The 26,246-nt window shown below is 53.6% G+C and carries 18 protein-coding genes, 1 other RNA gene and 1 pseudogene; 2 read left to right on the forward strand and 18 right to left on the reverse strand.

The features are described 5' to 3' along the window. Window positions 1-30: 30 nt before the first annotated feature. Together eno and BN54_RS05040 are read right to left on the reverse strand one after the other, a co-directional pair. The gene (gene eno, locus BN54_RS05035) at window positions 31-1,353 is read right to left on the reverse strand and encodes a phosphopyruvate hydratase (RefSeq protein ID WP_019206072.1); all 1,323 of its coding nucleotides are present in this window, start codon (window positions 1,351-1,353) and stop codon (window positions 31-33) included. Window positions 1,354-1,515: 162 nt separating this feature from the next. After that, window positions 1,516-2,118: a TMEM175 family protein gene (locus BN54_RS05040; RefSeq protein WP_019206073.1), complete on the reverse strand. Its 603-nt coding sequence runs from the start codon at window positions 2,116-2,118 to the stop codon at window positions 1,516-1,518. Between the two features lie 126 nt (window positions 2,119-2,244). Between BN54_RS05040 and BN54_RS05045 the strand changes: the two genes are divergently transcribed. After that, window positions 2,245-2,664, forward strand: coding sequence for a PAS domain-containing protein (locus BN54_RS05045; protein WP_019206074.1), 420 nt, complete (start codon window positions 2,245-2,247; stop codon window positions 2,662-2,664). 46 nt (window positions 2,665-2,710) lie between these two features. Here BN54_RS05045 and guaD read toward each other — a convergent pair whose 3' ends face one another. From guaD to BN54_RS05115, 14 genes and pseudogenes are all read right to left on the reverse strand, one after another. Next, on the reverse strand, window positions 2,711-4,042 hold the full coding sequence (guaD, locus tag BN54_RS05050; RefSeq protein ID WP_019206075.1) for a guanine deaminase: 1,332 nt from the start codon (window positions 4,040-4,042) through the stop codon (window positions 2,711-2,713). Continuing rightward, window positions 4,039-4,833, reverse strand: coding sequence for a triose-phosphate isomerase (gene tpiA / locus BN54_RS05055; RefSeq protein ID WP_019206076.1), 795 nt, complete (start codon window positions 4,831-4,833; stop codon window positions 4,039-4,041). Before tpiA ends, guaD begins: the two co-directional genes overlap by 4 nt. Window positions 4,834-4,952: 119 nt before the next feature. Then, the gene (locus tag BN54_RS05060) at window positions 4,953-6,158 is read right to left on the reverse strand and encodes a phosphoglycerate kinase (protein WP_019206077.1); all 1,206 of its coding nucleotides are present in this window, start codon (window positions 6,156-6,158) and stop codon (window positions 4,953-4,955) included. An 83-nt stretch (window positions 6,159-6,241) separates the two neighbouring features. After that, window positions 6,242-7,255 (reverse strand): type I glyceraldehyde-3-phosphate dehydrogenase, encoded by a 1,014-nt coding sequence (gap, locus tag BN54_RS05065; protein ID WP_019206078.1) that lies wholly within the window; start codon window positions 7,253-7,255, stop codon window positions 6,242-6,244. 195 nt (window positions 7,256-7,450) lie between these two features. Beyond that, window positions 7,451-8,383, reverse strand: a complete 933-nt coding sequence (gene whiA, locus BN54_RS05070; protein WP_019206079.1) for a DNA-binding protein WhiA — start codon at window positions 8,381-8,383, stop codon at window positions 7,451-7,453. 82 nt (window positions 8,384-8,465) lie between these two features. Continuing rightward, a complete protein-coding gene (locus BN54_RS05075) occupies window positions 8,466-9,449 on the reverse strand; it encodes a gluconeogenesis factor YvcK family protein (protein WP_040469741.1) in 984 nt (327 codons plus the stop codon). Window positions 9,450-9,472: 23 nt separating this feature from the next. Beyond that, a complete protein-coding gene (gene rapZ, locus BN54_RS05080) occupies window positions 9,473-10,345 on the reverse strand; it encodes an RNase adapter RapZ (RefSeq protein WP_019206081.1) in 873 nt (290 codons plus the stop codon). 99 nt (window positions 10,346-10,444) lie between these two features. Beyond that, window positions 10,445-11,389, reverse strand: a pseudogene (locus BN54_RS05085) (aldo/keto reductase). Window positions 11,390-11,529: 140 nt separating this feature from the next. After that, a complete protein-coding gene (gene uvrA / locus BN54_RS05090; protein WP_019206084.1) occupies window positions 11,530-14,382 on the reverse strand; it encodes an excinuclease ABC subunit UvrA in 2,853 nt (950 codons plus the stop codon). Continuing rightward, window positions 14,369-16,408, reverse strand: coding sequence for an excinuclease ABC subunit UvrB (gene uvrB / locus BN54_RS05095; RefSeq protein ID WP_019206085.1), 2,040 nt, complete (start codon window positions 16,406-16,408; stop codon window positions 14,369-14,371). The genes uvrA and uvrB overlap by 14 nt, the downstream gene beginning before the upstream one ends. Before the next feature lie 147 nt (window positions 16,409-16,555). Next, window positions 16,556-18,091, reverse strand: coding sequence for a YfcC family protein (locus tag BN54_RS05100; RefSeq protein ID WP_019206086.1), 1,536 nt, complete (start codon window positions 18,089-18,091; stop codon window positions 16,556-16,558). Window positions 18,092-18,298: 207 nt separating this feature from the next. Continuing rightward, window positions 18,299-19,159 carry a GRP family sugar transporter gene (locus BN54_RS05105; protein ID WP_019206087.1) on the reverse strand — a complete coding sequence of 287 codons (861 nt, stop codon included), beginning with the start codon at window positions 19,157-19,159 and terminating at the stop codon, window positions 18,299-18,301. Window positions 19,160-19,331: 172 nt separating this feature from the next. Then, window positions 19,332-20,876: an ATP-binding protein gene (locus BN54_RS05110; RefSeq protein WP_019206088.1), complete on the reverse strand. Its 1,545-nt coding sequence runs from the start codon at window positions 20,874-20,876 to the stop codon at window positions 19,332-19,334. 3 nt (window positions 20,877-20,879) lie between these two features. Then, window positions 20,880-21,599 carry a winged helix-turn-helix domain-containing protein gene (locus BN54_RS05115; protein WP_019206089.1) on the reverse strand — a complete coding sequence of 240 codons (720 nt, stop codon included), beginning with the start codon at window positions 21,597-21,599 and terminating at the stop codon, window positions 20,880-20,882. Window positions 21,600-21,720: 121 nt separating this feature from the next. Between BN54_RS05115 and ssrA the strand changes: the two genes are divergently transcribed. After that, window positions 21,721-22,094: a transfer-messenger RNA gene (ssrA, locus tag BN54_RS10040) on the forward strand. A 603-nt stretch (window positions 22,095-22,697) separates the two neighbouring features. Here ssrA and BN54_RS05120 read toward each other — a convergent pair. Both BN54_RS05120 and BN54_RS05125 read right to left on the reverse strand, forming a co-directional pair. Beyond that, entirely contained in the window at window positions 22,698-25,367 is a 2,670-nt protein-coding gene (locus tag BN54_RS05120; RefSeq protein ID WP_019206090.1) for a cation-translocating P-type ATPase, read from the reverse strand. 208 nt (window positions 25,368-25,575) lie between these two features. Beyond that, window positions 25,576-26,073, reverse strand: a complete 498-nt coding sequence (locus tag BN54_RS05125) for a prolyl-tRNA synthetase associated domain-containing protein (RefSeq protein WP_019206091.1) — start codon at window positions 26,071-26,073, stop codon at window positions 25,576-25,578. Window positions 26,074-26,246 lie beyond the last annotated feature (173 nt).

The raw sequence follows: 26,246 nt of genomic DNA on the forward strand, positions 1-26,246 counted from the left end.
GCACTTTTAATTTGGATCGTTAACTGTTGATTAACGGTTTTCGATGTCTTGGCGAGCTTGTTCGCTCAAGTTGTAGAAGGAGTGGATCCCCTTGTATTGAGCCACGTCACCCAGGTTGTCTTCGATCCGCATCAGTTGGTTGTACTTAGCAAGACGGTCCGTCCGGCTCATGGAACCAGTCTTGATTTGGCCAGCGTTCAAGGCCACAACCAAGTCAGCGATCGTCGTGTCTTCGGTTTCACCGGACCGGTGGGAAACAACAGCCGTGTAGCCGGCTTCCTTAGCCATTTCGATGGCTTCAACCGTTTCCGTCAGCGTCCCGATTTGGTTCAGCTTGATTAAGATGGAGTTGGCAGCGCCCATCTTGATTCCCTTAGCCAAGTAGTCGGTGTTGGTTACGAAGAAGTCGTCCCCAACCAATTGAACTTGCTTGCCCAGCTTGTTGGTCAACGTTACCCAGTCGTCCCAGTTGTTTTCGTCAATTGGGTCTTCTACAGATACAACTGGGTACTTAGCGATGATCCCGGACAGGTATTCAATCCATTCTTCGGTGGTGTATTCTTCACCAGTGGACCAACGCAGCTTGTACTTCTTGTCTTCGTCGTTCCAAAGTTCAGAAGCAGCCACGTCAAAGGCAATCGCCACATCCTTACCTGGCTTGTAGCCAGCGTCTTCGATGGCCTTGATCAGGTATTGGAATGGTTCTTCGTTGTTGGCAAAGTCAGGGGCAAACCCACCTTCGTCACCAACAGAAGTTACCTTGCCGTCCTTTTCCAGTTCCTTCTTCAGGGCGTGGAAAGTTTCGGAACCCATCCGGATGGCTTCGCGAACACTCTTTGCCCCAACTGGCATGATCATGAATTCTTGGAAGTCAACCTTGTTGTCGGAGTGTGCCCCACCGTTGATGACGTTCATCATTGGCGTTGGCAAGACGTGCGCGTTGAACCCGCCCAAGTAGTTGTACAGTGGCACTTGGAGTTCGTCAGCGGCAGCCCGGGCAGCAGCCAGGGAAACAGCCAAGATGGCGTTGGCCCCAAGCTTGCCCTTGTTCGGCGTCCCGTCCAACTTGATCATAGCCTTGTCGATCGCGATTTGGTCAGTTACTTCCATCCCAACGATTTCCTTGGCGATGACGTTGTTAACGTTGGCAACGGCCTTCAACACGCCCTTGCCGCTAAAACGGTCCTTGTCGCCGTCACGAAGTTCAACGGCTTCGTGTTCACCAGTTGAAGCCCCGGAAGGCACGATCCCGCGGCCGACACCACCGGCTTCGGTGTAAACTTCGGCTTCAACAGTTGGGTTACCACGTGAGTCGAGGACTTCACGAGCGTAAATATCAGTAATTAATGACATTTTTTTCTCTCCTCTGGAATGGTTTGCATAGTATTTTTACTTACATTGTCCATTGTATTATTTTGTTCAGCTTAAAACAAGTAGGATTGCCCACCCGTTTTGGCGGAACCGCTACCATCGTTGATCTGATCGCCGCAATTTTCGCAACTTTTTTTACGGCGCTTACTTCACAGATCCCTGCGTGGCCCGTTGTTGGTAAAAACGTTCAATCCGGGTATCGGGGATCAACCAAACCACCGCCATGATGGTCAACAGCAAGTAGCTAACGGCCAGCCAGCCAAAGCCTCTCAAGGTGGCCAAGAGGTACGTGGCCACGCTGAGCTTGCCCTTTAAATCGCGCCCAAACAAGGCCACCAACGCCGAGTCCCGACCGGCTTGGCGCAAGACGGCGGTCTGCAAAAGGTAATATGAGAGCGAACACATCAACAGCACGCCCCCATAAACCACGGTCGGCGCCGTCGCAAATAAATGGCTGCCCAGCCACTGGGTCGCCCAAGGCATCAAGGACATCCAAAAGATCCAAAAGAGGTTGGCCCACAAAATTTCCCCCGAGGCTTGCTTGAGCGCAGCCACCAGGTGGTGGTAATTATTCCAGTAGATTCCGACGTAAGCGTAACTGAGCAGGTAGGCGACAAAGGTCGGCGCGACCTGCTTTAAGGCCGCAAAGCTAGCCCCGGTGGGTTCGTGCAGCTCCAAGACCATGATCGTGATCACAATCGCCAACACCCCATCACTAAACACTTCCATCCGACTTTTCGGCATCATCTGTCACATTCTTCCCCTTCAATCTTATCAAGCGATTGATCGAGCATCAATTTTGACGTTTCTTGAAGATTGCCGGGAGCACATCGTTATTATTACCTTAACATTAACGAAACGAGGCTTACTTGCATGGAAACCATTCACTTGCCCGGGGGCCAACTGACCCTGGCACAGCTCAGCGCAATTTTTCAAACCATTCCAGTCGAATTTGACTTGCTTGACCAAGACGACATCATCCGCTGGTCCTCAATGAACGACCACCGCCTCTTTACCCGGACCGAAGCCGACCTGGGCAAGCACGTCTTAGCCGTCCACCCCAGCCATTCTAAGGCCCGGGTCCAGGCGGTCTTGGACCAGATGCACCACGGGGAGCGGCAGTCAATTTCGCTCTTGATTACCCACCACGGCCAGCCGGTCAACATCGCCTTTTACGCCCTGCACGATGACCAAGGCGCCTACCTGGGCTGCGTAGAGGTCACCCAACCCGTCGCCAACCACCAAGTCAAGGGGCGCTGGTGGCGCAACTTCAAGCAAATTTTTCGTCATTAACCGCTAAAGCGGGGCCAAAGCAGCTGTGCTCTGGTCCCGCTTTTTTCTACCCGGCGTGGTCAATCACCGTTTCACCATGCACGATCACCTGGCGCAATTCCCGGGCCGTAGTCTGATACATTAAGCGTTCAAACCGGTCCTGCGGGCTTTCGGCCGGCCGGGTAAACCTGTCGCTGACCACCTGCAGATCGGCCAAGCACCCCGCTTGCACCTGCCCGACTGGCAAGTGCAAGGCCCGGGCCCCGCCGAGCGTGGCCAAGTAAAAGGCCGTCGTCATACTGATGCGCGACCCCACGGCCCCGGCATCCTGAGTAGTCACCCCGTCGTTGCGCACCTGGGAAAGGGCAACGGCGTGGCGCAGATTATCGTACAGACTCGGGGAATAACCGCCAGAAATATCGGTTCCAAGTCCCACTTGATTGCCCGCCGCCAGTAATTCCTGCACCGGCAGTACCCCATTACCAAAGTAGGCGTTGGAAATCGGGCAGTGGGCCAAGGCACTCCCCCGCTCGCGCAGCAAGGCCTGGTCTTTTGGGGCCAATTGGGTCCCGTGGGCTAAGACCGCCTTTTCCGTCAACAGGCCAAAGTGGTCCAAGACAGCCGCGTCGTGCATCCCAAAGCGATCGATGGCGTACTGATGCTCCCAGTTGCTTTCACTGACGTGGGTTTGGATCAGCAGATCATACTGGTGCGCCAGGCGGCCTAAGCCGGCCAAGACTTCATCGCTGCAGGACGGCACGAAGCGCGGGGTAATCACCGGCAGCGGGGCCAGGGGATTTTCCGCCCCGAGCGCTTTGAGTTGGTGGATAAAGCGTTCGGTCGCCGCCACCGCTTCGCCAGCCGAAGCATCGCGGTAGTAGTCCGGCGTCTGGTCGGGATTATCCATGGCCACCCGGCCAATCGCCGCCCGCAAGCCTTGCTGCATACATTGGCGGGCCAGCTCCAGGTTAGCGGCGGTGTGAATCGTGCCAAAGAAGAGGACCGTCGTCGTCCCCTGACTTAACAATTCATGGACCAGTTCGTGATAAACCCGTTTGGCAAAGGCCAGATCATCATACTTAGCTTCCAAGGGGAAGGTGTAATCATTCAGCCAGGCTGCCAACGGTTTGTCCAGGGCCAAGCCAGCTTGAGGCCATTGGGGCGCGTGGACGTGCAGATCAACAAAGCCGGGCCAAATCACTTGGTCGGCTGGCAAATGTTCAACCAAGTGCTGGACCTCCGCTGCTTTCAGCCGAGCCGCATAGGTCGGATCAGTCGCCGGGGTCACCCGGTCAATCCGGCCGCTGGCATCAATTTCAATCAAGGCTTGGGGTAAGTAGGCAACTTCCGTCGCATTTACGGGGGTGTAAGCATCCCCCACTAAGGCACGCGTAATCATTTCGAACTCCCTTCGTCATTTCCATCCGTAATTTGCTGGGCCACCGCCACCATTTGTAAAAAGACTGCCGGATCCAGGCTGGCCCGGCCAATCAAGACCCCATCGATATCGGACTGGGCCAAGAGCGCCGGTAGATTGGTCTGGTTGACACTGCCGCCATAGAGGATCCGGACCCGAGCGGCCGCTGATTCACCATACAGTCTGGCCAGGGTCTGGCGAATCAAATAACACCCTTCGTTCGCTTCGCTCGGGGTCGCAGCCGCCTTGCCGGCCCCGATCGCCCAACTGGGTTCGTAGGCCAAGGTCACCCGGGACAATTGGGCTGCGGTCACGCCCGCCAGGCCGGTCAGGACCTGGCTGACCACCCACTGGACCCGGTCGCCTTGAACCTGGCGCTTCATCGTTTCATCCACGCACAGCAAGGGGCAGATCCCAGCTTGCAGGGCGGCGTGCACTTTTTGGTTGACGACGGCATCACTTTCGTAAAAGAGCCGGCGCCGCTCCGAGTGACCAAGGATGACGTGCTTAATACCCAATTCACGCAGGGCCACGGGACTGGTCTCCCCGGTAAAAGCCCCCTCATCTTGGTAAAAGCAATTTTCCGCCGCAATCTTAAGATTGGTCCCCCGGGTGCGTTCCACCAGCGATTGCAAAAACAGGGTCGGCACCGCCAGTTCCACCTCCACCTGGTCGGCCGGTGGCAACTGCGCCTTGATTCGATCAACGTAGGCCACCGCCTCGGTGATCGTCTTGTACATCTTCCAATTGCCAACAATTAACGGCTTGCGCATTCAACCGCTCCCTTCTTCGGCTATTTGCCAACGTTTTGATCTATTTTATCATAAACGTCCGGTTTGATCGCAAACAAAAAAGAGACGCTCTTTCAAGAGCGCCTCGTATTATAAAAAGATTACTTTTCAGATAAAGCCACGATCCCTGGTAATGGTTGGCCTTCCAGGTAAGTCAAGGAAGCCCCACCACCAGTGGAGATGTGCGTCAGCTTGTCGGCAATCCCGAGTTGCTTAGCGGCCGCCGTGGAGTCACCCCCACCCACGATCGTCGTGGCATCAGACAAGGTCCCGAGGAACTTCCCAACTTCCAGCGTCCCCTTGGCAAAGTTTGGCATTTCAAAGACGCCCATTGGCCCGTTCCAAACGACCGTCTTCGCGTCGGCCAGGGTGTTCTTGAAGAGTTCAACGGACTTTGGACCAATGTCTAAGCCCATCCAGCCGTCTTCAATATCGCCTTCAACGACCTTGCTGTTGGCATCGTTGGCAAACTTGTCGGCTACCACGTCGTCAACTGGCAGGACCAACTTGCCGTCGGCCTTCGCCAGCAAGTCCTTGGCCAAGTCGATCTTGTCTTGTTCAACCAGGGAGTTCCCCACCTTTTCGCCCTTAGCGGCTTTGAAGGTGTAGGCCATCCCCCCACCAACGATGATCTTGTCCGCCTTGGCTAACAGGTTGGTGATCACGCCGATCTTGTCAGAAACCTTGGCACCCCCGAGGATAGCAACGAAGGGGTGAACCGGGTTGTCCACAGCGTCACCCAAGAACTTGATTTCCTTTTCCATCAAGAACCCAGCCGCGGCCTTGCCTGGCATGTTCGTGGCAATCCCCACGTTGGAAGCGTGCTTACGGTGGGCCGTCCCAAAGGCATCGTTAACAAAGACATCCCCTAAGGAAGCCCAGTACTTGCCCAATTCAGGGTCATTGCCGGATTCATGCTTAACGTATTCACCGTCAATTACGTCTTCGTAACGGGTGTTTTGCACAACCAAAACATCACCGTCTTGCATTTGGTCAATGGCTTCTTCCAGTTGTGCCCCACGGGTTACCGGCACAAAGGTTACCGGCTTGTTAAGCAGGTTGGACAGCTTTTCAGCGACTGGCCGCATCGACAGGCCGGGCTTGTCTTCTTCCTTCTTGATCCGGCCCAGGTGGGAGAAGAGAATTGCCTTCCCCTTGTGGTCCAAGACGTACTTGATCGTTGGCAAAGCTGCCACGATCCGGTTGTCATCCCCAACGACCCCGTCTTTAACCGGCACGTTGAAGTCGACACGCATTAATACCTTTTTACCTTCTAATTGAAGATCTGCTACGGTTAATTTAGCCATAAACTTGCTAACTCCTCTCTTTTTCAAAAAAGGTGGGCGGAGTCGCCTCCTCCCACCTTAAAAAATTTGCCCTTAGCCAACCATTACAGGGTAGCGAAGTGAATCAGGGTCCGGATCATGTTGGAAGTGAACCCGTATTCGTTGTCGTACCAAGCAACCGTCTTAACTAATTGCGTACCGTCTTCGGCTTCCATGATTTCCGTTTGGGATGGGTCAAAGACAGAACCAAACGTGGAGCCGATGATGTCTGAAGATACGATTGGGTCTTCAGTGTAACCGTAAGCTTCGTTGCCTTCGGTTGCCTTCTTCATTGCGGCATTGATTTCTTCAACCGTGGTCTTCTTGTCCAGGATGGAAACCAATTCAGTCAAGGAACCGTCAACCACACCAACCCGTTGGGCGTGACCAGACAGCTTACCGTTCAATTCAGGGATTACCAGACCGATAGCCTTAGCAGCCCCAGAAGAGTGAGGAATCGTGTTGGTAGAAGCAGTCCGGTTGTTACGCATCTTCTTGCCACGAGGGCCATCCAAGATTGCTTGCGTAGAAGTGAAGGCGTGAACCGTCGTCATCGTCCCAACCTTCAGACCGAAGTCCTTGTTCAGGAAGTAAGCCATTGGGGCCAAGCAAGACGTCGTGCAGGAACCTGCAGAAACGATCTTGTCTTCTGCCTTCAGCGTGTCCAGGTTAACCCCTGGCACAACCGTTGGGATGTTACCAGCTGGGGCAGAGATCAGAACCCGCTTAGCACCGGCATCCAAGTGTGCTTGGGACTTTTCAGCTGAAGTGTAGAAACCAGTACATTCCAGAACGAAGTCAACGCCGTCGTTCTTAACCCAAGGAATGTTCTTAGCGTCGCGTTCAGCGTAAACTGGGTACTTCTTGCCGTCAACGATGATCCCTTCGTCGTAAGCAGAAACTTCACCTGGGAACTTGCCGTGCGTAGAGTCGTACTTCAGCAAGTAAGCCAACATGGAAGGAGTCGTCAAGTCGTTGATGGCAACAACTTCGATGTCGGAAGAGTTCAATTCGTGAATCCGACGGAAAGCCAAACGACCGATCCGGCCGAAACCGTTAATACCAATCTTAACAGTCATACTGTAAGTTCCTCCTTTTAGGAAAACAAATAATTAATGTACGAGTATTATTTTAACACGCTTGCTCAAAAAGTACAGTTTTTCACCCCGAATTCACCAGATTTTGTGAAAAAAGTACAAACGCGCCAGCCCCCGTCAATCGGGAACAAGCGCGTGGTTGAGCTAGTGGTAACGCTACCAAAACGTACCTTGTGATCAAGCTTTGGCACGTAATTTTTCGGCATAGGCATTCAGCTTGCGCAAACGGTGGTTGACCCCCGATTTAGAGATCGGACCGCCCGGCACCAAATTGCCCAGCTCTTTTAAGCTGACCTCTTGGTGGGCCAGCCGGGCCCGGGCAATGTCTTGCAACTTGGCGGGCAAACTGCTTAAGCCGACCCGGGCTTCAATCAGGCGAATATTTTCGACTTGCTTGTTGGATGCCGTGGCAACCTTATCCATGTTGGCATTTTCGCAATTGACCAGCCGGTTGACCGAATTGCGCATATCGCGCACGATCCGGATGTTTTCAAATTCCAGCATCGAAGAAGTCGCTCCGATCAATTGCAAGAAGTTGGCAATCTTTTCGGCTTCTTTTAAGTAAACGATGTAACCACTGCGCCGGCTGGTCGTCCGGGCGTTGAGCCCAAACTGATTGATCAACTTGGCAATCATTTCATTGTGTTCTTCGTACAAAGAATAGATTTCCAAGTGGTAGCGTGACGTTTCCGGGTTGTTGACCGAGCCACCGGCCAAAAAGGCCCCCCGCAAATAGGATTGGACCATCAGGTCGTTTTTTAACATTCCGGTCGGCACCCGTTCCATAATCTTAAAGCCATCCAAAATCCCGAGGGTGCCCAAAATTTCTTGGACCCGGTAGCGCAAGCGCACCACGTAGGTATTATTCTTTTTCAGTTTCATCTTGCGCCGGACGACGATTTCCGATTCCACGGCAAAAAATTCCTTCAACAGGGAGTAGATCCGCCGGGCAATCGCCGGACTTTCTGTTTGCACCGACAGGACCATTTGCTGGTTGGCGATCCCCAGGGACCCATTCATCCGGATCAAAGCCATCAGTTCCGCCTTGGCATTATCGGCGTGGACCTTGATCCCGGTTAATTCCTTTTTAACTTCACTGGCGTACGACATTTTTTATCCTCCTTCGGGCTGGCAAATTCCCCGCCGCTGGGAACAAGATGGAAGCAAACTGCTCCAGCCCAATTGCTAAATTTTAGTGGACGTCATGGAGCCGGTTCATCAGCTCCGCGACGACTTTATCCCGGTCATGGAAGGCCCCATTGTCCCGCAGACGCAAGAAATTGGCTGAAATCACCCGGCAGCCCTGCGCGCGCAACCCAGTAAAGTCGTGCTGAACGGGCTCGGAGATTTCATTCCACGCCTGAAAGTTAATGTAGTCTTCGGGGACCGGTTGGATGTTGACCAAAACCGTGTCGATGAAATGCTCACCTAAGTGCGCATTGATCACCCGGACGTGATCCGCATCGGTAAAGTGATCGGTCTCCCCCTTTTGGGTCATAATATTGCAGATATAGACCACTTCCGCCTTGGATTCGCGAACGGCTTGCCCGACGTTTTTGATCACCAGGTTCGGCAAAATACTGGTAAACAAACTTCCGGGGCCGAGGACAATTTGGTCGGCATCGTGGATGGCTTCAATCACCGCGTGCATTGCCGCTGGTTCGTGTTGGTCAGCATTGTTGGTGGGCGTCACCCAGACCCGCTGGATTTGCTTATGGGCCGCCGTAATTTCCGATTCTCCGCTTAAGGTCGTCCCGTCGGTAAACTCGGCGTTTAAGGTTAACGGCTCGTTGGTCACCGGATAGATGTGCCCGCGAATGTCCATCATCTCGGCCAATTCCTGCACGGCTTGGTAGATGTCCCCCTTCATTTCCGCTAGGGCCGTAATAATCAGATTGCCGATGGCATGGCCGGCCAAGAACTGGTCGGAACTGTCAAAGCGGTACTGAAAAATATCCCGTTCCAACTTTGGCAAGTTCGTCAAGGCCACCAAGGCATTGCGAATGTCACCTGGTGGCACCACGTTGACGTAGTTGCGCAGGATCCCGGAAGACCCCCCGTCGTCGGCGACCGTTACCACCGCCGTAATTTCAATATCTTGGTCGCGCAAGCCGCGCAAAATGACTGGCAGCCCGGTCCCGCCACCGATCACCACCACTTTGGGTCGATGTCTCATGAATATCAATTCCTTCTAAAAATTTACTTGGCTTTGGCTACGTCCCGGTGATCCAGGTAAGTATTGTAGCCCGCTGCTTGCAATGCTTGATACAAACGGTTGGCAATCGTCACCGAGCGGTGCTGGCCCCCGGTACAGCCAATCGCAATCGTTAAGCTGGACTTGCCTTCTTGGATATAGCCGGGTAAGGCCCCCTTGATCAAGGCCAGGAGGTGTTGAAAAAATTGCTGGGCTTGGTCAAATTGCATTACGTAGTCTTGCACCGGTTGATCATTACCGGTTAAATGCTTTAACTCCGGCAAATAATACGGGTTGGGCAAAAAGCGGACGTCCATAACAATATCGGCGTCCAAGGGCAGACCATACTTGAACCCAAACGATTCCACCTGGACGTAAAACGGCGTCTGCCCACTCCCGTTCCCAAAATACTCGGCAATCCGGAGACTGAGCTTGCGCGGGGTCAGGGCAGTGGTGTCAATCTTGACGTCCGCTTCACTGACCAGTTCGGCCATTAACTGCCGCTCCCGTTGAATGCCGGCCAAAACCCCATCGTGTTCGGCCAAGGGGTGGGCCCGCCGCGTTTCTTTATACCGCGAGACCAATTTGACGTCATCCGCGTCCAAAAATAAGACCTTCACGTTCAAATCGGGCAGGGCCCGCAATTTCGCCAGACACGGTAAAATCTGGGTATAAAAGCTCTTGGCCCGGGCGTCCATCACCATCGCCATTTTGGTAAATTCACCAGAGGCCTTGATGACCTTGATAAATTGCGAAGCCAAGCTGGGCAAAATATTGTCAATCACAAAGTAATTCTGATCTTCAAAGGCATGGACGGCGACCGTCTTGCCAGCCCCACTCATCCCCGTGATCACCACGACTTCAAATTGCTGTTCCATCATCCCACTCCTTACTTCGCCTGCTCAAAAACACACTTGAATATCATAGCATACCGGGCGTGTCATTTCACGGATTTTCAACTTACCCGGCCTTTTTTTCTACGGCAGCCGGTGGCCGGCCGCCAAGTAGAGGTCGTACCATTCTTGCCGGGTCAAGGTGACTTCACTGCCGGCGGCACTGGCCGTGATGTGGGCCGGCGTCATCGTCCCAATCAAAACCTGAGCCGGCATCGGCAAGCGCAAAATCCAGGCCAGGGCGATTGCATTCTTCGTAACCTGATACTTGGCCGCTAAGCGGGCGAGGACTTCGTTCAAGGGCCCAAAGGCTGGCGTATCGATGAAAGTCCCGGCAAAGGTCCTGTACTGGAAGGGTGACCAGGTCTGCAAAGTCAACTGCTTGGTCCGCAAGTATTCCAAGAGGCCATCCGTGGTCGCCGCCAGTTCGGTATTGACGTTGAGTCCATCATCAATCATTTGGGTATGGCCAAGGCCAAACTGGAGCTGATCAACCAACAGGGGTTGGTCGATCGCCGCTTGCAACAGCTCGATTTGGTGGGGGTTGCAATTCGACACCCCGAAGTGGCGTACCTTGCCGCTGGTCTGCAGGACATCAAAGGCCGCCGCCACCTGGGTCGGTTCCACTAAGGGATCCAAGCGATGAATCAAGAAAAAGTCCAGGTAGTCCACCTGCAAACGGCGCAAACTTCCTTCGACCGCCGCGATCAGGTGCTGCTGGCTGGCCTCATAGCGGGTCAGGTGGTCAAATTAATCGGCAAAAATGCCCCCCTTGGACTGCAACCAGATTTGCTCCCGGTCAACCCCTACGTGGCGTAAGGCTTGCCCGAAGTGGACTTCGGACGACCCGCGGCCCAATTCGGGATCACGCCCGTAAATGTCGGCCGCATCAAAAAAGTTGATCCCGCTGGCCAACGCGGCTTGCAGCGCCTGATCACACTTAGGCTGGGCCAGGTTGCCCATCCGCATAATCCCGAGGGCGACTTGAGAAATCCCCCCACCAACACCCGGCATCGTGATTGTTTTCATTGCTTTTTCCTCCTGCTGTTCTGCTTGTCCCCATTATAGTTGTTTCGCCACCGTTTGAATACGGTTACCGGCGGTTCATGGGAAACAAATAAAAAAGCCAGGTCACCGCCACACGGGCGACTTCCCAGCTTAAAAACTAACTACGCTTGCTTGGCCCGGGCGGCATCGCGCGCCAACATCTGCTTGAGGTATTGGCCGGTGTACGAGCCCGGCACTTGGGCCACGGCCTCCGGGGTCCCAGTGGCCACGATTTGGCCCCCAGCCTCGCCCCCTTCTGGGCCGAGGTCGATCAGGTAATCGGCCGACTTGACCACGTCGAGGTCGTGTTCAATGACTAAGACGGTGTTACCGGCGTCCACCAACCGTTGCAGCACCGCCAACAACCGTTTGATGTCGGCCATGTGCAGCCCGGTCGTCGGTTCGTCCAAAATATAGAAGCTCTTGCCGTGGGATTGGCGGTGCAATTCACTGGCCAGCTTCATCCGTTGGGCTTCACCCCCCGACAGGGTTGTCGCCGGTTGCCCCAGGTGCACATAGCCCAGGCCAACGTCTTCGATCGTTTGCAATTTCCGCCGAATCTTCGGAATCGCACTAAAGAAGTCGAGCGCTTCACTGACCGTCATCTCTAAGACATCGGCAATGTTTTTGCCCTTGTACTCGACTTCCAGGGTTTCAGAATTGTAGCGGGTCCCGTGGCAGACTTCACACGGGACGTAAACGTCGGGGAGAAAATTCATTTCGATCTTAATAATCCCATCCCCGTGGCAGGCTTCACAACGGCCGCCCTTAACGTTGAAGCTAAAGCGCCCCTTGGAATAGCCCCGCACCTTGGCGGCGTTGGTTTGGGCAAAGAGGTCGCGGATGTCATCAAAGACCCCGGTATAGGTCGCCGGGTTCGAACGCGGCGTCCGGCCGATCGGTGATTGGTCAATATCGATGACCTTTTCAATATTTTCAATGCCGCTGACCGTTTGGTAGCGTCCCGGTTTGGCCGAATTATGATTCAGCTTTTGGGCTAAAATCCGCTTGAGAATTTGGTTGACCAACGTCGATTTCCCGGACCCGGAAACCCCGGTCACACAGATAAAGTCGCCCAGGGGGAATTGGACCGTTAAATCCTTGAGGTTATTTTCCTTCGCCCCGGTCACCGTAATGAAGTGGCCGTTGCCCGGCCGCCGGGTGGCGGGGACTGGAATCTGTTGCTTTCCGGCTAAATATTGCCCGGTCAAGGACTTGCGCGAGCGCATAATCTGCTTGGGAGTACCGGCGGCCATGACCTGGCCCCCCTTTTCCCCGGCCCCGGGGCCAATGTCAATGATGTAATCGGCCGCCCGCATCGTATCCTCGTCGTGTTCGACCACAATCAAGGTATTGCCCAGGTCACGCATCTTTTTTAAGGAGGCAATCAAGCGGTCATTATCGCGTTGGTGCAACCCAATCGATGGTTCATCCAAGACGTACATCACCCCGGACAGATTCGACCCGATCTGGGTGGCCAGCCGGATCCGCTGGGCTTCACCCCCCGACAGGGTCCGGGCCGCTCGGGAGAGAGTTAAATAGTCAACCCCGACGTTTTGCATAAAGCTGAGCCGGTCGATGATCTCCTTTAAGATCGGCCGGGCAATTTCTTGTTGGGCCGGCGTCAAGTTCAGGTTGCTAAAGAAAGCCAGTTCCTGGCTGATCGGCAGGTCGCTGACCTCCCCGACGTTGCGGTCATTGATCTTGACTGCCAGGGCCCGTTCATTTAAGCGGTAGCCGTGGCAGGTCGGGCACGGCAATTCGGTCATGTACTTGCGCATCTGTTCGCGAGTAAAGTCGGAATTGGTCTCCCGGTAACGGCGGCTGACGTTGTTGACCACCCCTTCAAAGGGCACGTCGACGTCCCGGACACCACCAAAGTCATTCTCGTAGTGGAAGTGGAAGGTCGTATCCCCATTGCCATACAGCAATTGCTTTTGTTGGGCCGCGGGCAGCTGGTCAAACGGGGTATCCAGGTCAATCCCGGCTGACGCACAGAATTGGGCCAGCATTTCTGGGTAGTACTTGGAAGAAATCGGGTTCCACGGTTCCAAAGCGCCCTGGGCCAACGTTTTGGTCCGGTCAGGGATCACCAGATCTTCGTCAACTTCCAGCTTCAATCCCAAACCTTCGCAGGCTGGACACGCCCCAATCGGCGCATTAAAGGAGAAGAGGCGCGGTTCCAATTCGCCAACTGTAAACCCACAGATTGGGCAGGCATACTGTTCAGAAAAGAAGAGCGGCGCTTCCCCAATCACATCCACGGTGACGTAGCCGCCACTCAACCGCAAGGCCGCTTCCAAGGAATCAAACAGGCGCGAACGAATCCCGTCCTTGACCACGATCCGATCGACGACGACGTTGATCTGGTGCTGCTTGTTTTTATCCAATTCGGGCGCTTCTTCAATGTCGTAGGTCTCACCATCGACTTGGACCCGGACGAAACCGTCTTTTTTGATCTGTTCAAAGACCTTCTTTTGGGTCCCCTTCTTATCGCGCACCACCGGGGCCAAAATTTGCAGCTTGCTTCGTTCGGGCAGTTCCAGGATCCGGTTGACCATCTGTTCCGGGGACTGACTGGAAATCGGAATGTGATCGTTCGGGCAGATGGGGGTGCCGACCCGGGCCCACAACAGCCGTAAGAAGTCATTGATTTCAGTGACCGTCCCGACCGTCGAGCGCGGGTTGTGCGACGTCGTCTTCTGGTCGATCGAAATGGCCGGCGACAAGCCATCGATCGAATCAACATCCGGCTTGTCCATTTGACCGAGGAACTGCCGGGCGTAAGCCGACAGACTTTCCACGTAGCGGCGCTGGCCTTCCGCGTATAGGGTATCAAAGGCCAAGGAGCTCTTGCCCGACCCCGATAAACCCGTAATTACGACCAGTTTATTCTTCGGAATGGTTACATCAATGTTTTTGAGGTTGTGGGCCCGGGCCCCTTTAATCACAATTTTGTTGTTAGTGTTTGCCACGGTTGGTTTGTCCCTGTCCTTTCTGTTGTGCCGTTAATTCCATAATCGTATCCCGCAGGGTCGCCGCTTGTTCAAAGTCCAAGCGCTTGGCCGCCGCGCGCATCTGCTCAGTCAGTTCCGCCAGCATTTGGGCTTGGGCTTCGGCCGTTAAGCGGCCGAAGTCTTGGGCGGTAAATTCAGCCGACTGATCGGCTTCGGTGTCTTCCACCTTCTTGACCGCGGAAATCGCCTCTTGAATGGGCTTAATGATCGTCTTAGGGGTGATCCCATGCTTTTGGTTATAAGCTTCTTGGATTGTCCGCCGCCGCTTGGTCTCATCAATGGCTTTTTGCATCGAATCGGTAATCGTATCGGCGTACATGATTACCGCCCCGTGGGCGTTTCGGGCAGCCCGCCCGATGGTTTGGATCAAGGAGCGTTCATTACGCAAAAAGCCTTCCTTATCGGCATCCAAGATCGCCACCAGGGAAACTTCGGGAATATCCAGCCCTTCCCGCAGCAAATTGATCCCCACCAAGACGTCAAACTTGCCCAAGCGCAAGTCGCGGATAATCTGGGTCCGCTCCAGGGTCTTAATGTCAGAGTGAAGATATTTGACCTTCAGGCCGAGGTCCTTGAGGTAATCCGACAAGTCCTCGGACATCTTCTTGGTTAAGGTCGTCACCAGCACCCGTTCGTGCTTTTCAATCCGCTGGTTGATCTCCCCGACCAGGTCGTCAATTTGCCCCATGATCGGCCGGACTTCAACCGTTGGATCCAACAGCCCGGTCGGCCGGATGATTTGTTGTACCACCTGGTCGGTTTGGGCTTCTTCGTACGGGCCCGGCGTGGCGGACATGTAAATGACCTGGTGAACGTGCGATTCAAATTCCCCCAGGGTCAACGGCCGGTTATCCAGGGCCGAGGGCAGGCGAAAACCGTAGTCGATCAGCTGCTGCTTGCGGGCCTTGTCCCCATTGTACATCCCCCGCACCTGCGGCATTGTCTGGTGGGATTCGTCGACGACCAATAAGAAATCCTTGGGGAAGAAGTCCAGAAGGGTATACGGCGGCTCGCCCGGTTGCCGGCGGTCCATGTAGCGGGAATAATTTTCGATCCCGTTGGTGTAGCCCATCTCGCGCATCATTTCAATATCATAAGTGGTCCGTTGTTTGAGGCGTTGGGCTTCCAAGAGCTTACCGGCCTTTTCGAACTTGGCCACCTGGGTATTCATATCCGCTTCGATTTCTGGCAGAGCGACGTCCATGATTTCCTCACTGGTCAAGAAGTGGGTCGCCGGGAAGATCGAAACGTGCTCCAAATCACCGATCACTTCCCCAGTCAAGGCATCGACTTCCCGAATCCGGTCGATCTCGTCACCAAAAAATTCGACCCGCAGGGCCTTTTCCTCCCGCGAAGCCGGGAAGATTTCCACCACGTCACCCCGAACCCGGAACCGGCCGCGCTGAAAATCAATGTCGTTGCGGTCAAATTGAATCGTCACCAATTCACGCAGCAGGCGGTCGCGGCTGATTTCCTGTCCAACCCGCAGGGAGACGACGTGATTTTGGTATTCAGCCGGTGACCCCAGCCCAAAGATGCTGGAGACGGAAGCCACCACGATCACATCGTTGCGTTCCAACAGCGAAGACGTCGCCGAGTGGCGCAGTTGGTCAATTTCATCGTTAATCGAGGCGTCCTTTTCAATGTAAGTATCACTGGACGGGACGTAGGCTTCCGGTTGGTAGTAATCATAGTAAGAAACAAAGTATTCCACCGCATTGTGGGGGAAGAACTTTTTCATTTCCCCGTATAATTGTCCCGCCAAGGTCTTGTTGTGCGACAAGATCAACGTGGGTTTATTGACGTTTTTAATCACATTGGAAATCGTGAAGGTCTTCCCGGTCCCGGTCGCCCCCAACAGAATTTGGGCCTTGCGCCCGGCTTCAACTCCCTTGGTCAAAGTGGCAATTGCTTCGGGCTGATCCCCGGTTGGCTGGTAGTCGGCGACCAGGTCAAACTGCTGGTCCGCTTGACGATAAATCATGGCATCAATCCCCCATTTTCACATCAATATGCTTTGCTTTATCTAGTGTAGCACGCGAACGTGCTTTCCTAAAACAAATTGGCTGGTTGCAGCAGAAATTTCCCGGGAAATAAAAAAACAGCCGGTCGCAACCAGCTGTTGGCTCAATTAGGCGAGCCAGACTTCGCCGACTAACAGCATCGCCCCAAAGACGAGGACGAAGACCACGACCGGCCACACGAAGCGGACCCAGTGGGAGTACTTCATATCAAGCATTTGCAGGGTGGCCATCACTAACCCGGTCGGTGCCAAGAAGAGCATTGCGTACTGCCCGAGTTGGTAGGCCGTGACCACGATGTAACGTGGAATTTCGACCGTGTCGGCCAGCGGGGCCATGATCGGCATGGCTAAAACGGCCAGCCCGGATGAGGATGGCACGATGAAGCCCAGGACAAAGAAGATCAGCATCATCACAATGATGAAGAGCGAACCTGACATGTGTTCGACCAGTTTCGTTGATTGGTAAAGGATCGTGTCGGAAATGTAGCCGTTGTTTAAGACCAGATTGATCCCACGGGCCAACCCGATGATCATCGAAACCCCGACCAGACTGGCAGAACCATTGGTAAAGGCATCCACGACCCGCTTTTCGCCCAGACCGTTTTTGCCAAAGCAATTCAAGAAGATGATGATAATGGCAATCGTCAAGAAGGAGGCCGCCATGTTCGGGAAGCCCCATCCCTTCGCCATCACGCCCCAAATCATCATCGGGAAGGCGACGGCAAACAGGGTCAAAGTAATTTTCTTTTTCCAGTCAAAGGCTGGCGAAACGGCATCGCTTTCCATTGACCACATCGCATCAAAGGCTTCATGGTCTTCGTAGGTGTAAGAGAAGGTCGGATCGGCTTGAACCTTGCGGGCATACCAATGCAAGTACAAGGTCACGAAAACCGCTGCCACGCCCAGCCCGATCACCCGGCCGAGCAAACCTTGGGTAAAGTTGGTCCCCGCGGCGTTGGAAGCAATCACGACGGAGAACGGGTTGATCGTCGAAAAGGTCGTCCCCACCGAACTGGCCAGGAAAATTGCCCCGACACAGACGATGGAGTCGTAGCCCATCGCTAAGAACACGGGAACCAGGATGGGGTAGAAGGCCACCGCTTCTTCTTCAATTCCACACAGGGTTCCCCCAAGCATCAGCAGGATAGCCACTAAGAAGACCAGGGCAAATTCGCGCCCCTTCGTCTTTTTGGTTAGGGCCATCAGCCCCGCTTCAAAGGAGCCTGATTCCTTAACGACCCCAATCAAGCCCCCCAAAACAAAAATAAAGATCATAATATCAACAGCTTGCATTGTCCCCTCGACCATACTGGTGAAGACACTATACAAGCTAGCAGGGTGCTGCTTAAGGCGTTGGTAGGTATTCGGGATCGAAACGGGCTTGGCAATTGCCCCGGACGTAAACTGATTGATGTCAATTTTGACGTTCAACTTATCCAGGGTCTTTTGCGTTGCCGGCAACGTTTCCTTGCTCCCGGTTGGCGAAGTAACTTGAAGATGATTATTAGTGTATTGCAGCTTGGAATAGCTCCCGGCCGGAACTACCCAGGTCAGCATCACCGCAATCACCGTCAGAAAGAATAAAATGGTGAAGGCGCCAGGCATCTTAAGCTTCCAGCGCGGCTTCGGTGCTGTGGAATCCATTGAAATCCCCCTCTCAAACTGTTAATTCCACTTCTTATTTTAGAAACCGCTTACAAGTTGCTTCTCGTTAGATAGCGCTTGTTCGTAAATTCACGCAAAATACTGGGCGAGCAGCGCTTTTGACTACTCCTAACTTCAAAAAACTTCAAAAAAAATCAAAACAAAAAAGTCAGGTCGCCCCGCAACCTGACTTGATTAATCATCAAATTAAGCAAAGATCGTGCAAATGCTCCCGATCACGATCAGGGCAATCCCGGCGACCGTAAACTTCATTTCGTGGGCACTCTTGTGTTCATGCAACAGCAAAATCCCCCCGAAAGTGGCAATAATCACGTTTAATTGGGTAAAGATGAAGGCCGTGTTGCTCCCCAGTTCGCGGGCCGCAAAGATGTAGGCAAAGGCCGCAATCCCCCAGGACAGGCCCCCAAGAATGTTGAGGTAGTTTTCCTTTTGCTTCCAGTTGGCCCCCTTCGTGGCAATCGTCGCGTACAACGAAGCCCCGATGAAGATCCCGAGCACTTCTGGCAGGAAGACCCCGACCGGATCTTGGCTCTTAACCAACGGCAAGTTCGGGAACGTCGAATAAATCCAGTACCCGACCGTCGTCATCAGCAAGAATAAAAAGTTCGCTGTAGTTACTTTCTTCTCTGATTGCCCATCGGAAACCGAGGTCATCAAAGCCCCGATCACCACGATGATCAAGGCGATGAAGCCAATGATCAGAGCCTTGACCCCCGACCATTGGCCCAGGAACAAGACCCCAATGATTGAGTTCCCAACCAGTTGGAAGACCGTCGAGAGCGGAATCGTGTTAGAAACCCCCATCCGCTTAAAGGAAACGAATTGGCCCACTTGGGCGGTTGACCACAGGGCCCCACAAACTAACGAAAAGAGGAAGGCCGCTAACGACACCTGCGGCCGCATGATCAAAAAGGCAATGATGCCGACAATTGACGCGCCGGCCCCAATCCCAAAGGTTTGGTTTGCCGATGAACCACCAATCTTACCGGTAATGATTGGCATGAACCCCCAGCCTAACGCTGGAATCAATGCAATTAAATAAGCCATGTAAAAAACTCTCCTATAAAAAATCAATTCTCTCTTGTCCCGGTGCGGGACGTCTGGCTAAAACCGGTCGCAACCGGTTTCATCGTTTTGAAATTAAAAAGCGCCGGTTGTTACCAATCAGTGCTTTTTGAAAACGTTTATCATTTTACCGGAAGTGTCAATCGATTGCAAATCATTTATCGCTTTCATTCCCATTTTCATGGTTTTTCTTCACCCCGGTGTGGGGCGCCGATTGCCGGTCCGGGAAGAATAAGGTGAAGGTCGTGCCGTGGTTTAAGCGCGATGTCACGCGGATTTTCCCACCGTGGAGCTTCACTAATTGATGAACGATTGCCATGCCGATCCCCGACTCCCCATACTTGGTGCTCATCCGCGACCGATCAGCTTTATAGAAGCGTTCCCAGATGTGGGCGACCTGCTCGTCGGTCATCCCAATCCCGGTATCTTGGACGGTAAACTCGGTCCCATGCGACACCAAGCGGCCGCCGATCGTAATTGTCCCATGGTCGGTAAACTGAATCGCATTTTGAATAATGTTGAACAGGATCTGGACAAAGCGGTCGTAATCCGCGTAGACCCGCAGCTCTGGCGGCGCGGTCACCACCAACTGGTTGTCCTTAGCTGCGGCTTTTTTGGTCAGTTGATCGCGGAGGTTGGTAATGACTGCCCCCGCGTCAAAGACCTTGCGATTCAAAGAAATCTGGTTGGTCCGGATCTTTTCGTAGTTTAAGTTGTCGTTGACCAAGCGGATCAAGCGCTTGGTATCGCGCTGCATCAGTTCAATGCTATGCTTCTTTTCGTCTTCGGGGATCACGTCGTAAGCCAAGCCCTCTAAAATCCCGTTAATGGTAGTTAAGGGGGTCCGCATCTCGTGGGCGGCATTCGCCAGAAACTGCTGGCGCCGCTCCTCTTGTTCCTTGATTTCCTCTTGGGATTCCTGCAGCGAACGGGCCATCACGTTAAAATTATGGCTGAGTTCGTCCAGTTCATCTTTTTGCCGGTTTTCGAGGTGAATATTGTAGTCCCCGCGGGCCACCTGGCGGGTCGCTTTGTTCATAGCGTCAATCCGCCGGGTCAAGGAGCGCGAAACAAAGAAGGAGATCACCAAAGCGACTAACACCGCAATTAAAAAGGAGATCAACAAGTCATTGATGATTTGATTCATATTTTCACGCATCGTCGAAGTAAAGGTGCCAATGGCTACGGCCGCGACTAGCTTTCCCTTGTAAAAGTAGGGTTTGATGACCGTTGTCATCTCGGGCGGAGCCACGAGCTTCTCATCCTTGGACGAATGGGGCGTCGTTTGCTTGATGGTCACTTTTTTAGTAGTCTTAGCCACATTCGCCCGCTTTTGAATGGCTTGCCCCGTTTTAATCGTTTGCCACTCTTTTGCGCTGATGGTCGGAATATAATCAGGCTCGTTAGTGTAGCGCAAGGCGTGCTTGCCATCATAAATGGCAAACTTCACGTGCTGACGGATCAGCATCCGGGCCTTGGAGTCGACCTGGCTCTTTTCGATCCCGACAATCTGCCCGGTCTTTTTGTTAAAAATGATTTCATCATCATTGATCAAACTGTCCGCATTTTGCGACAGTTGCCGCCACGTATTCAAGTACACCGTCCGGTTGGTGATCCCGACAAACGAAATCGTCAACGTGGTACACAAGACCACCACGACCACCAGGATCCCCAACATTTGTCGCCATACTAAGCGCATCGGTTAACCCTCGATATCAGAATCATCAAACTTGTAACCCACGCCCCACACCGTTTGGATCACCTTGGGGCCAACCTTTTCCATCTTTTGGCGCAACTTCTTGATATGCGCATCGACCGTTCGTTCATCCCCGTAAAATTCATAGTTCCAGACTAATTGGAGTAATTGTTCCCGGGTAAAGACCTGCTTGGGTTTGGAAGCCAGGGCCTTCAACAGGTCAAATTCCTTCGGCGTCAGGTCGTGAATCTGCTTATCGTTTAAGAAGGCTTCCCGGGTCTTGACGTTCATCTTAAAGTGAGCGGTTTGGACGTCAAAATCGCTGGTAACCTTCGAGGCCCGTTGGGTGATTTGCCCCAGTTGAGCCCGCCGGTAAAGGGCCTTGATCCGCGCAATCAGCGTAATCGGTGAGAAGGGCTTGGTAACGTAATCGTCCGCCCCCATTTCCAAGCCCAGCACTTGGTCGGATTCGGAATCACGGGCCGTCAGCATAATAATCGGCACCGTCGGGGAAACCCGCCGGATGTCGGCCGCCACTTGCATCCCGTCTTTTTTCGGCAGGTTCAAGTCCAAGAGGACGATATCGATCGTTTCGTGGTCCTTTTCGTATACTTCAACGGCGGCTTCGCCATCGTAGGCAAATTCCGCCTCCCACTTCTCCTTTTTAAAGAACATCCCCATCATTTCGCAGACGGATTGGTTGTCTTCAATCATCAGAATTTTCATGAATAATTTCCTCCGTTAGTAAATTTGCATCTATTATAACCAGGAAACCGTGATTTTTTAGTGAATTCCAAAAAGTTGAAATAAAGCTTAAACTTCTGTATACTGTTTGTAACCTAATTTTGGGGATGTTTTTTGGATTCGACGGGTATAGGTCGAGTTCTAATTGCGTTTGAAGGTGGCGCTTGTTAAAACGCTCAGTTTTTAAATTATAACTGCAAACAATAATTCACAATCCTACGCATACGCTGCCTAACCGGTAAGCATGCGTAAATCCGGCCGGGCTCGTCCATGGTGCGGTACCGGGTTTCATTAGCAGTGGACTTACGTTGGTGGCCTCAGCTGGTGGTCAGCAAAAGAGATCTTCCCAGCTCGCCTGCCATGTTAGCCTTGATTAGCGGCGCTTTGGCAGGTTAAATTCAAATAGTTGATCTATGAGCGTAGAGGTTAGGATGGCGATATGCTCGGACAGGGGTTCGACTCCCCTCATCTCCATTTTTAAAGCTTTCAGGAATGTTGAACGGTGGTTAAAACGCCGGTAGCTCAACATTCCTGTTTTTGTTTGCACAGGTAAAAACAGGATTTTACAACAAAAGTGCGGACAATCTACGGACAACATAGTAGCAAAAAAAGCCACCCCGCCGCAGCGTGATGACCATGAGAAACAGCGCATCGCAGCTACCTAACTACGAGCGCTGAAGCATTGCTTTTTGATTGTGGTACTATTTCGGCAGGGCTTTCACCACTCACTTCAAAAGCCACTTAACGAGCCCACTAGGCACGAACAAGATAACAACACACCCATGAAACATGGAAGGTACCTCCTTCCTACACAAGTCCGGGTCGTGACTCCCGGCTTAAAGTGTGCGTAGCTATTGTACATGTTTTTTTACGTGCTAGAATATGAGTAACAAGATAATTACACCAGTGTGCAGTTTGGCGTCGTGAACCAAACACCAGCTGGTCCGGGCCTCCTTTCAGGGGCCCTTTTTTGTTGGCCAAATACATATTGGAAAAGCAAAAACGGCTGCCAAACTGGCAACCGTTGCTGTTTAATCATCTTCTGCCAATAACCGCTGTTTGCCCCCGGTAACGAACTGCTTAGGCCTGCGTTTTCCGCCGGCTAGGGGCTGGCCAACGCCGTTGGACCACCTTCACCCCTTCGACCACCGCAACCATCAACAGCCCGGCGCAAGCGACGATCGCCCACTGGTGGCCATCCAGGTGCGTCGTGTGGAAAATTCCGTTCAGCTGTGGCACGGCCACCGTGGCGATCAGAGCCAAGGCTGAAACAACAATCGCCCCATTGAAGGCCCGGTTGGCCAGGCTCGTGCGGGTAAAGACCGTTCCATGCAGCGATTTGCAGTTAAAGGCGTGAACCAATTGAATCAGACCTAACGTAATGTAGGCCATCGTCAAGGCATCAGCGTGGGCCAGGGCACTGTTAGCGTGAATTGGGAAGGTCAGCCCGCACCAGTAGACGCCTAAGGTCAATGCCCCTTCCAAGAGGCCCTGGTAGATGATATTGACCCCGGTGCCGTTAGACAAGAAGCTGGCGTGCAAGCCGCGGGGCGCTTGCTTCATCACGTCCCCTTCAGCTGGCTCGACCCCTAGGGCAATCGCTGGGAAAGTATCGGTTACCAGATTGATCCATAAAATTTGAACCGGCAGCAAAATCGACCAGTTCATGATCGTCATGACAAAGAGGGTCAAGACCTCACCGAGGTTAGCTGATAGCAGGTACTGAATTGCCTTTTGGATGTTGGCAAAGACCTTTCGTCCTTCCCGCACCGCTGCGATAATTGTCGCAAAGTTGTCATCAGCCAGCACCACGTCAGCGGCGTTCTTGGAAACTTCCGTCCCGGTGATCCCCATCCCCACGCCGATGTCGGCTGCCTTGAGGGCCGGCGCATCATTGACCCCGTCCCCGGTCATTGCCACCACCTTATTGTGGGCCTGCCAGGCCTTGACGATCCGGACTTTGTGTTCCGGCGCCACCCGGGCGTAGACGTGGTACTTAGCGACGGTGGCCCGCAATTCCTCATCGCTGAGCTGGTTTAATTCTGCCCCAGTAATCGCGCCATCTTCATCGCCGGGCGTCAAAATCCCCAGGCGCTGGGCAATTGTTTGGGCCGTCACCTTGTGATCCCCCGTGATCATCAGCGGCCGAATCCCTGCCTGCTTAGCTTCGGCAATCGCCGCCTTAACTTCCGGACGTGGCGGGTCGATCATCCCGGTCAAGCCGATAAAGATCAAGTGCTGTTCACCGGTTTGGCTGGTCAGGTCCGCTGCGATGGCTGCCATTGGCCGGTAGGCGTAGGCCAGCACCCGTAGGGCCTGCTTGGCCAGCTGATCGTTAAAGGCAAGGATCTGCTTTTGGTCCGCTGCGGTAATTGGCCGCACCTGGCCGTGATCCAAGATCCGGTCGACCCGGGCCAGCAGTTCATCGACCGCTCCCTTAGTGTAGAGAGTCGGCTGAGCATCATCTTCTACCAACACCGACATCAACTTCCGCTCCGAATCAAAGGGCAGCGAATCGAGCCGGGGGAAGGTCGCCCGAACAGCGGCCAGATCAACGTCTTGATCCACCCAAAACTGCCATAAGGCCGTTTCGGTCGGGTCCCCCAGCAGGGTGTGATCGGCCCCGAGTTGGGCGTCGTTGGCCAGGATCATCGCCTTTTGCAGTGGGGCACTGGTAGCCGGGTCAAACGCGGCGGCCGCCTGCAGGGTCCCATTGACCATCACTTGCTCGACGGTCATCTGATTTTTAGTCAGCGTCCCGGTCTTATCCGAGGCAATGATCTCGGTCGCCCCCAGGGTTTCTACCGCTGGCAGCTTGCGGATCAAGGCATTGCGCTTGACCATCGTCTGAGTCCCTAGGGCCAAGGTGATCGTCACAATCGCGGGCAAGCCTTCCGGAATTGCCGCCACCGCCAGGGAAATTGCCGTCAGCAGCATGTCTAACAAACTCTCCCGCCCGGTTCCCATGCCAATTGCAAAGATCGCCACCGCAATTGCCAACACTAAGCCCGACAAAACCTTGCTCAAGTGGGTAATGCTTTTTTGGAGTGGCGTCACCGTTGGTTTGGCATTGTTCAGCAGGCTGGCAATTTTACCAACTTCCGTGTTCACGCCGGTGGCGACCACGATCCCAGTTGCCGTCCCCGCCGTTACATTGGTGTTCATAAAGCCCATGTTGTGCTGATCGCCCAGCACACTGGCATCAGCGCCCAGCGCGGCAGGGTGCTTATCAACCGCCACGGATTCACCAGTCAGGGCGGCCTCTTCGACCTTGAGGTTGTGAGTCGTCAAAAAGCGGACGTCGGCCGGAAGGATATCGCCCGCTTCCAACAAGATCACGTCGCCGACCACCAATTCTTTGCTCGACAGCTGGGTAACCTGCCCATCACGCCAAACGTTGGTCGTCGGCGTACTCAGCTTTTGCAACGCCGCAATCGCGTTTTCCGCCTTCGTCTCTTGAAAGACCCCAAAGACCGCATTCAAGATCACCACCACTAAGATGATCAGCGCATCGGGGCCCTCGCCCGCCAGGGCCGCCACGCCGGCTGCGACCAACAGAATCAAGATCATCAGATCCTTAAACTGGGCAAGAAATTTTTGGGCCAATGACAGCTGCTTGCCAGCCGGCAGAGTGTTGGGTCCTTGCGCTTGCAAACGGCGTTGAGCCTCGCTGGTCGTCAGTCCTTGCGGCGTCGTGTCCAACTGCTTGATCACTTCCGCCGCCGGAATTTGATAATACTTGGTCCTCATCAGCAATCCCCCCGTTTCCTAAATTGAATTCATCTCTTGTTTCTATTATAAGATTTATGATGACAGGATGCCATAGCAAAACAAAAACGGCTCCGCTTGGAACCGTCAACCCATATTTTTTCAACCCGCGGCAACCTTACCGCGTCTGCTAACGGAAGGGACAATCAATCCCGCTTCATGTTCTGCTAAGAAGCTACTCGCAGTCAGGCTAGCTCGGCATCGTTACAACCTGACACTGCACACCATGGTCCGTCAACCACGCCAACAGGTCCTGGCTCTTTAACCACACCGTCGCCGTATTATCGTTGGGGTGGACACCCAAGAAGGCCGGCGGCTCGGTCAACTCAACGTCGAGATAGTAATCAACCGGGCCGCCCGGCGCATTCAACAGCCCCAACGGCGTCACGGCCCCCGGCTGTACCCCCAATAAGCGCTGTAAATCAGCAGGCGAAGCAAAACTTAACCGCCGCAAACCTTGCGCCCGCGCAAAAGCCTTGAGGTCAACGCGCTTTGCGCCCTTGACCGTCAGCAGGTAGTAATGGCGGTGTTTGTCATCCCGAACAAAGAGGTTCTTGGCATCCTGGTCCGGATAGGGCAAATTCAGGTCGGCCAGACTGGCCATATCAAAGACGGCGGCGTGTTCGGTAATTTCGTGCCAATAGCCCTTTTGCTGGAGTAATTGGTAAATCGCTTGCTTATCCAACATCATTGCATCTCCTACTTCCGTTTCTTTTGATAGTGAAACCCAAAACTTGCCAATTCCTCCTGGAAGGCCCACCGCCGGGAATGCTTAGCCTGGTAGGTCGCCATCAGCGATTGGGCCCTTTGGGCGGGGCTAAAATCGCCATTTACGCAAATGAGACACGACATATCTAAAAA

The sequence above is a fragment of the Limosilactobacillus ingluviei str. Autruche 4 genome (genome assembly GCF_000312405.1).
GTDB classification, from domain to species: domain Bacteria; phylum Bacillota; class Bacilli; order Lactobacillales; family Lactobacillaceae; genus Limosilactobacillus; species Limosilactobacillus ingluviei.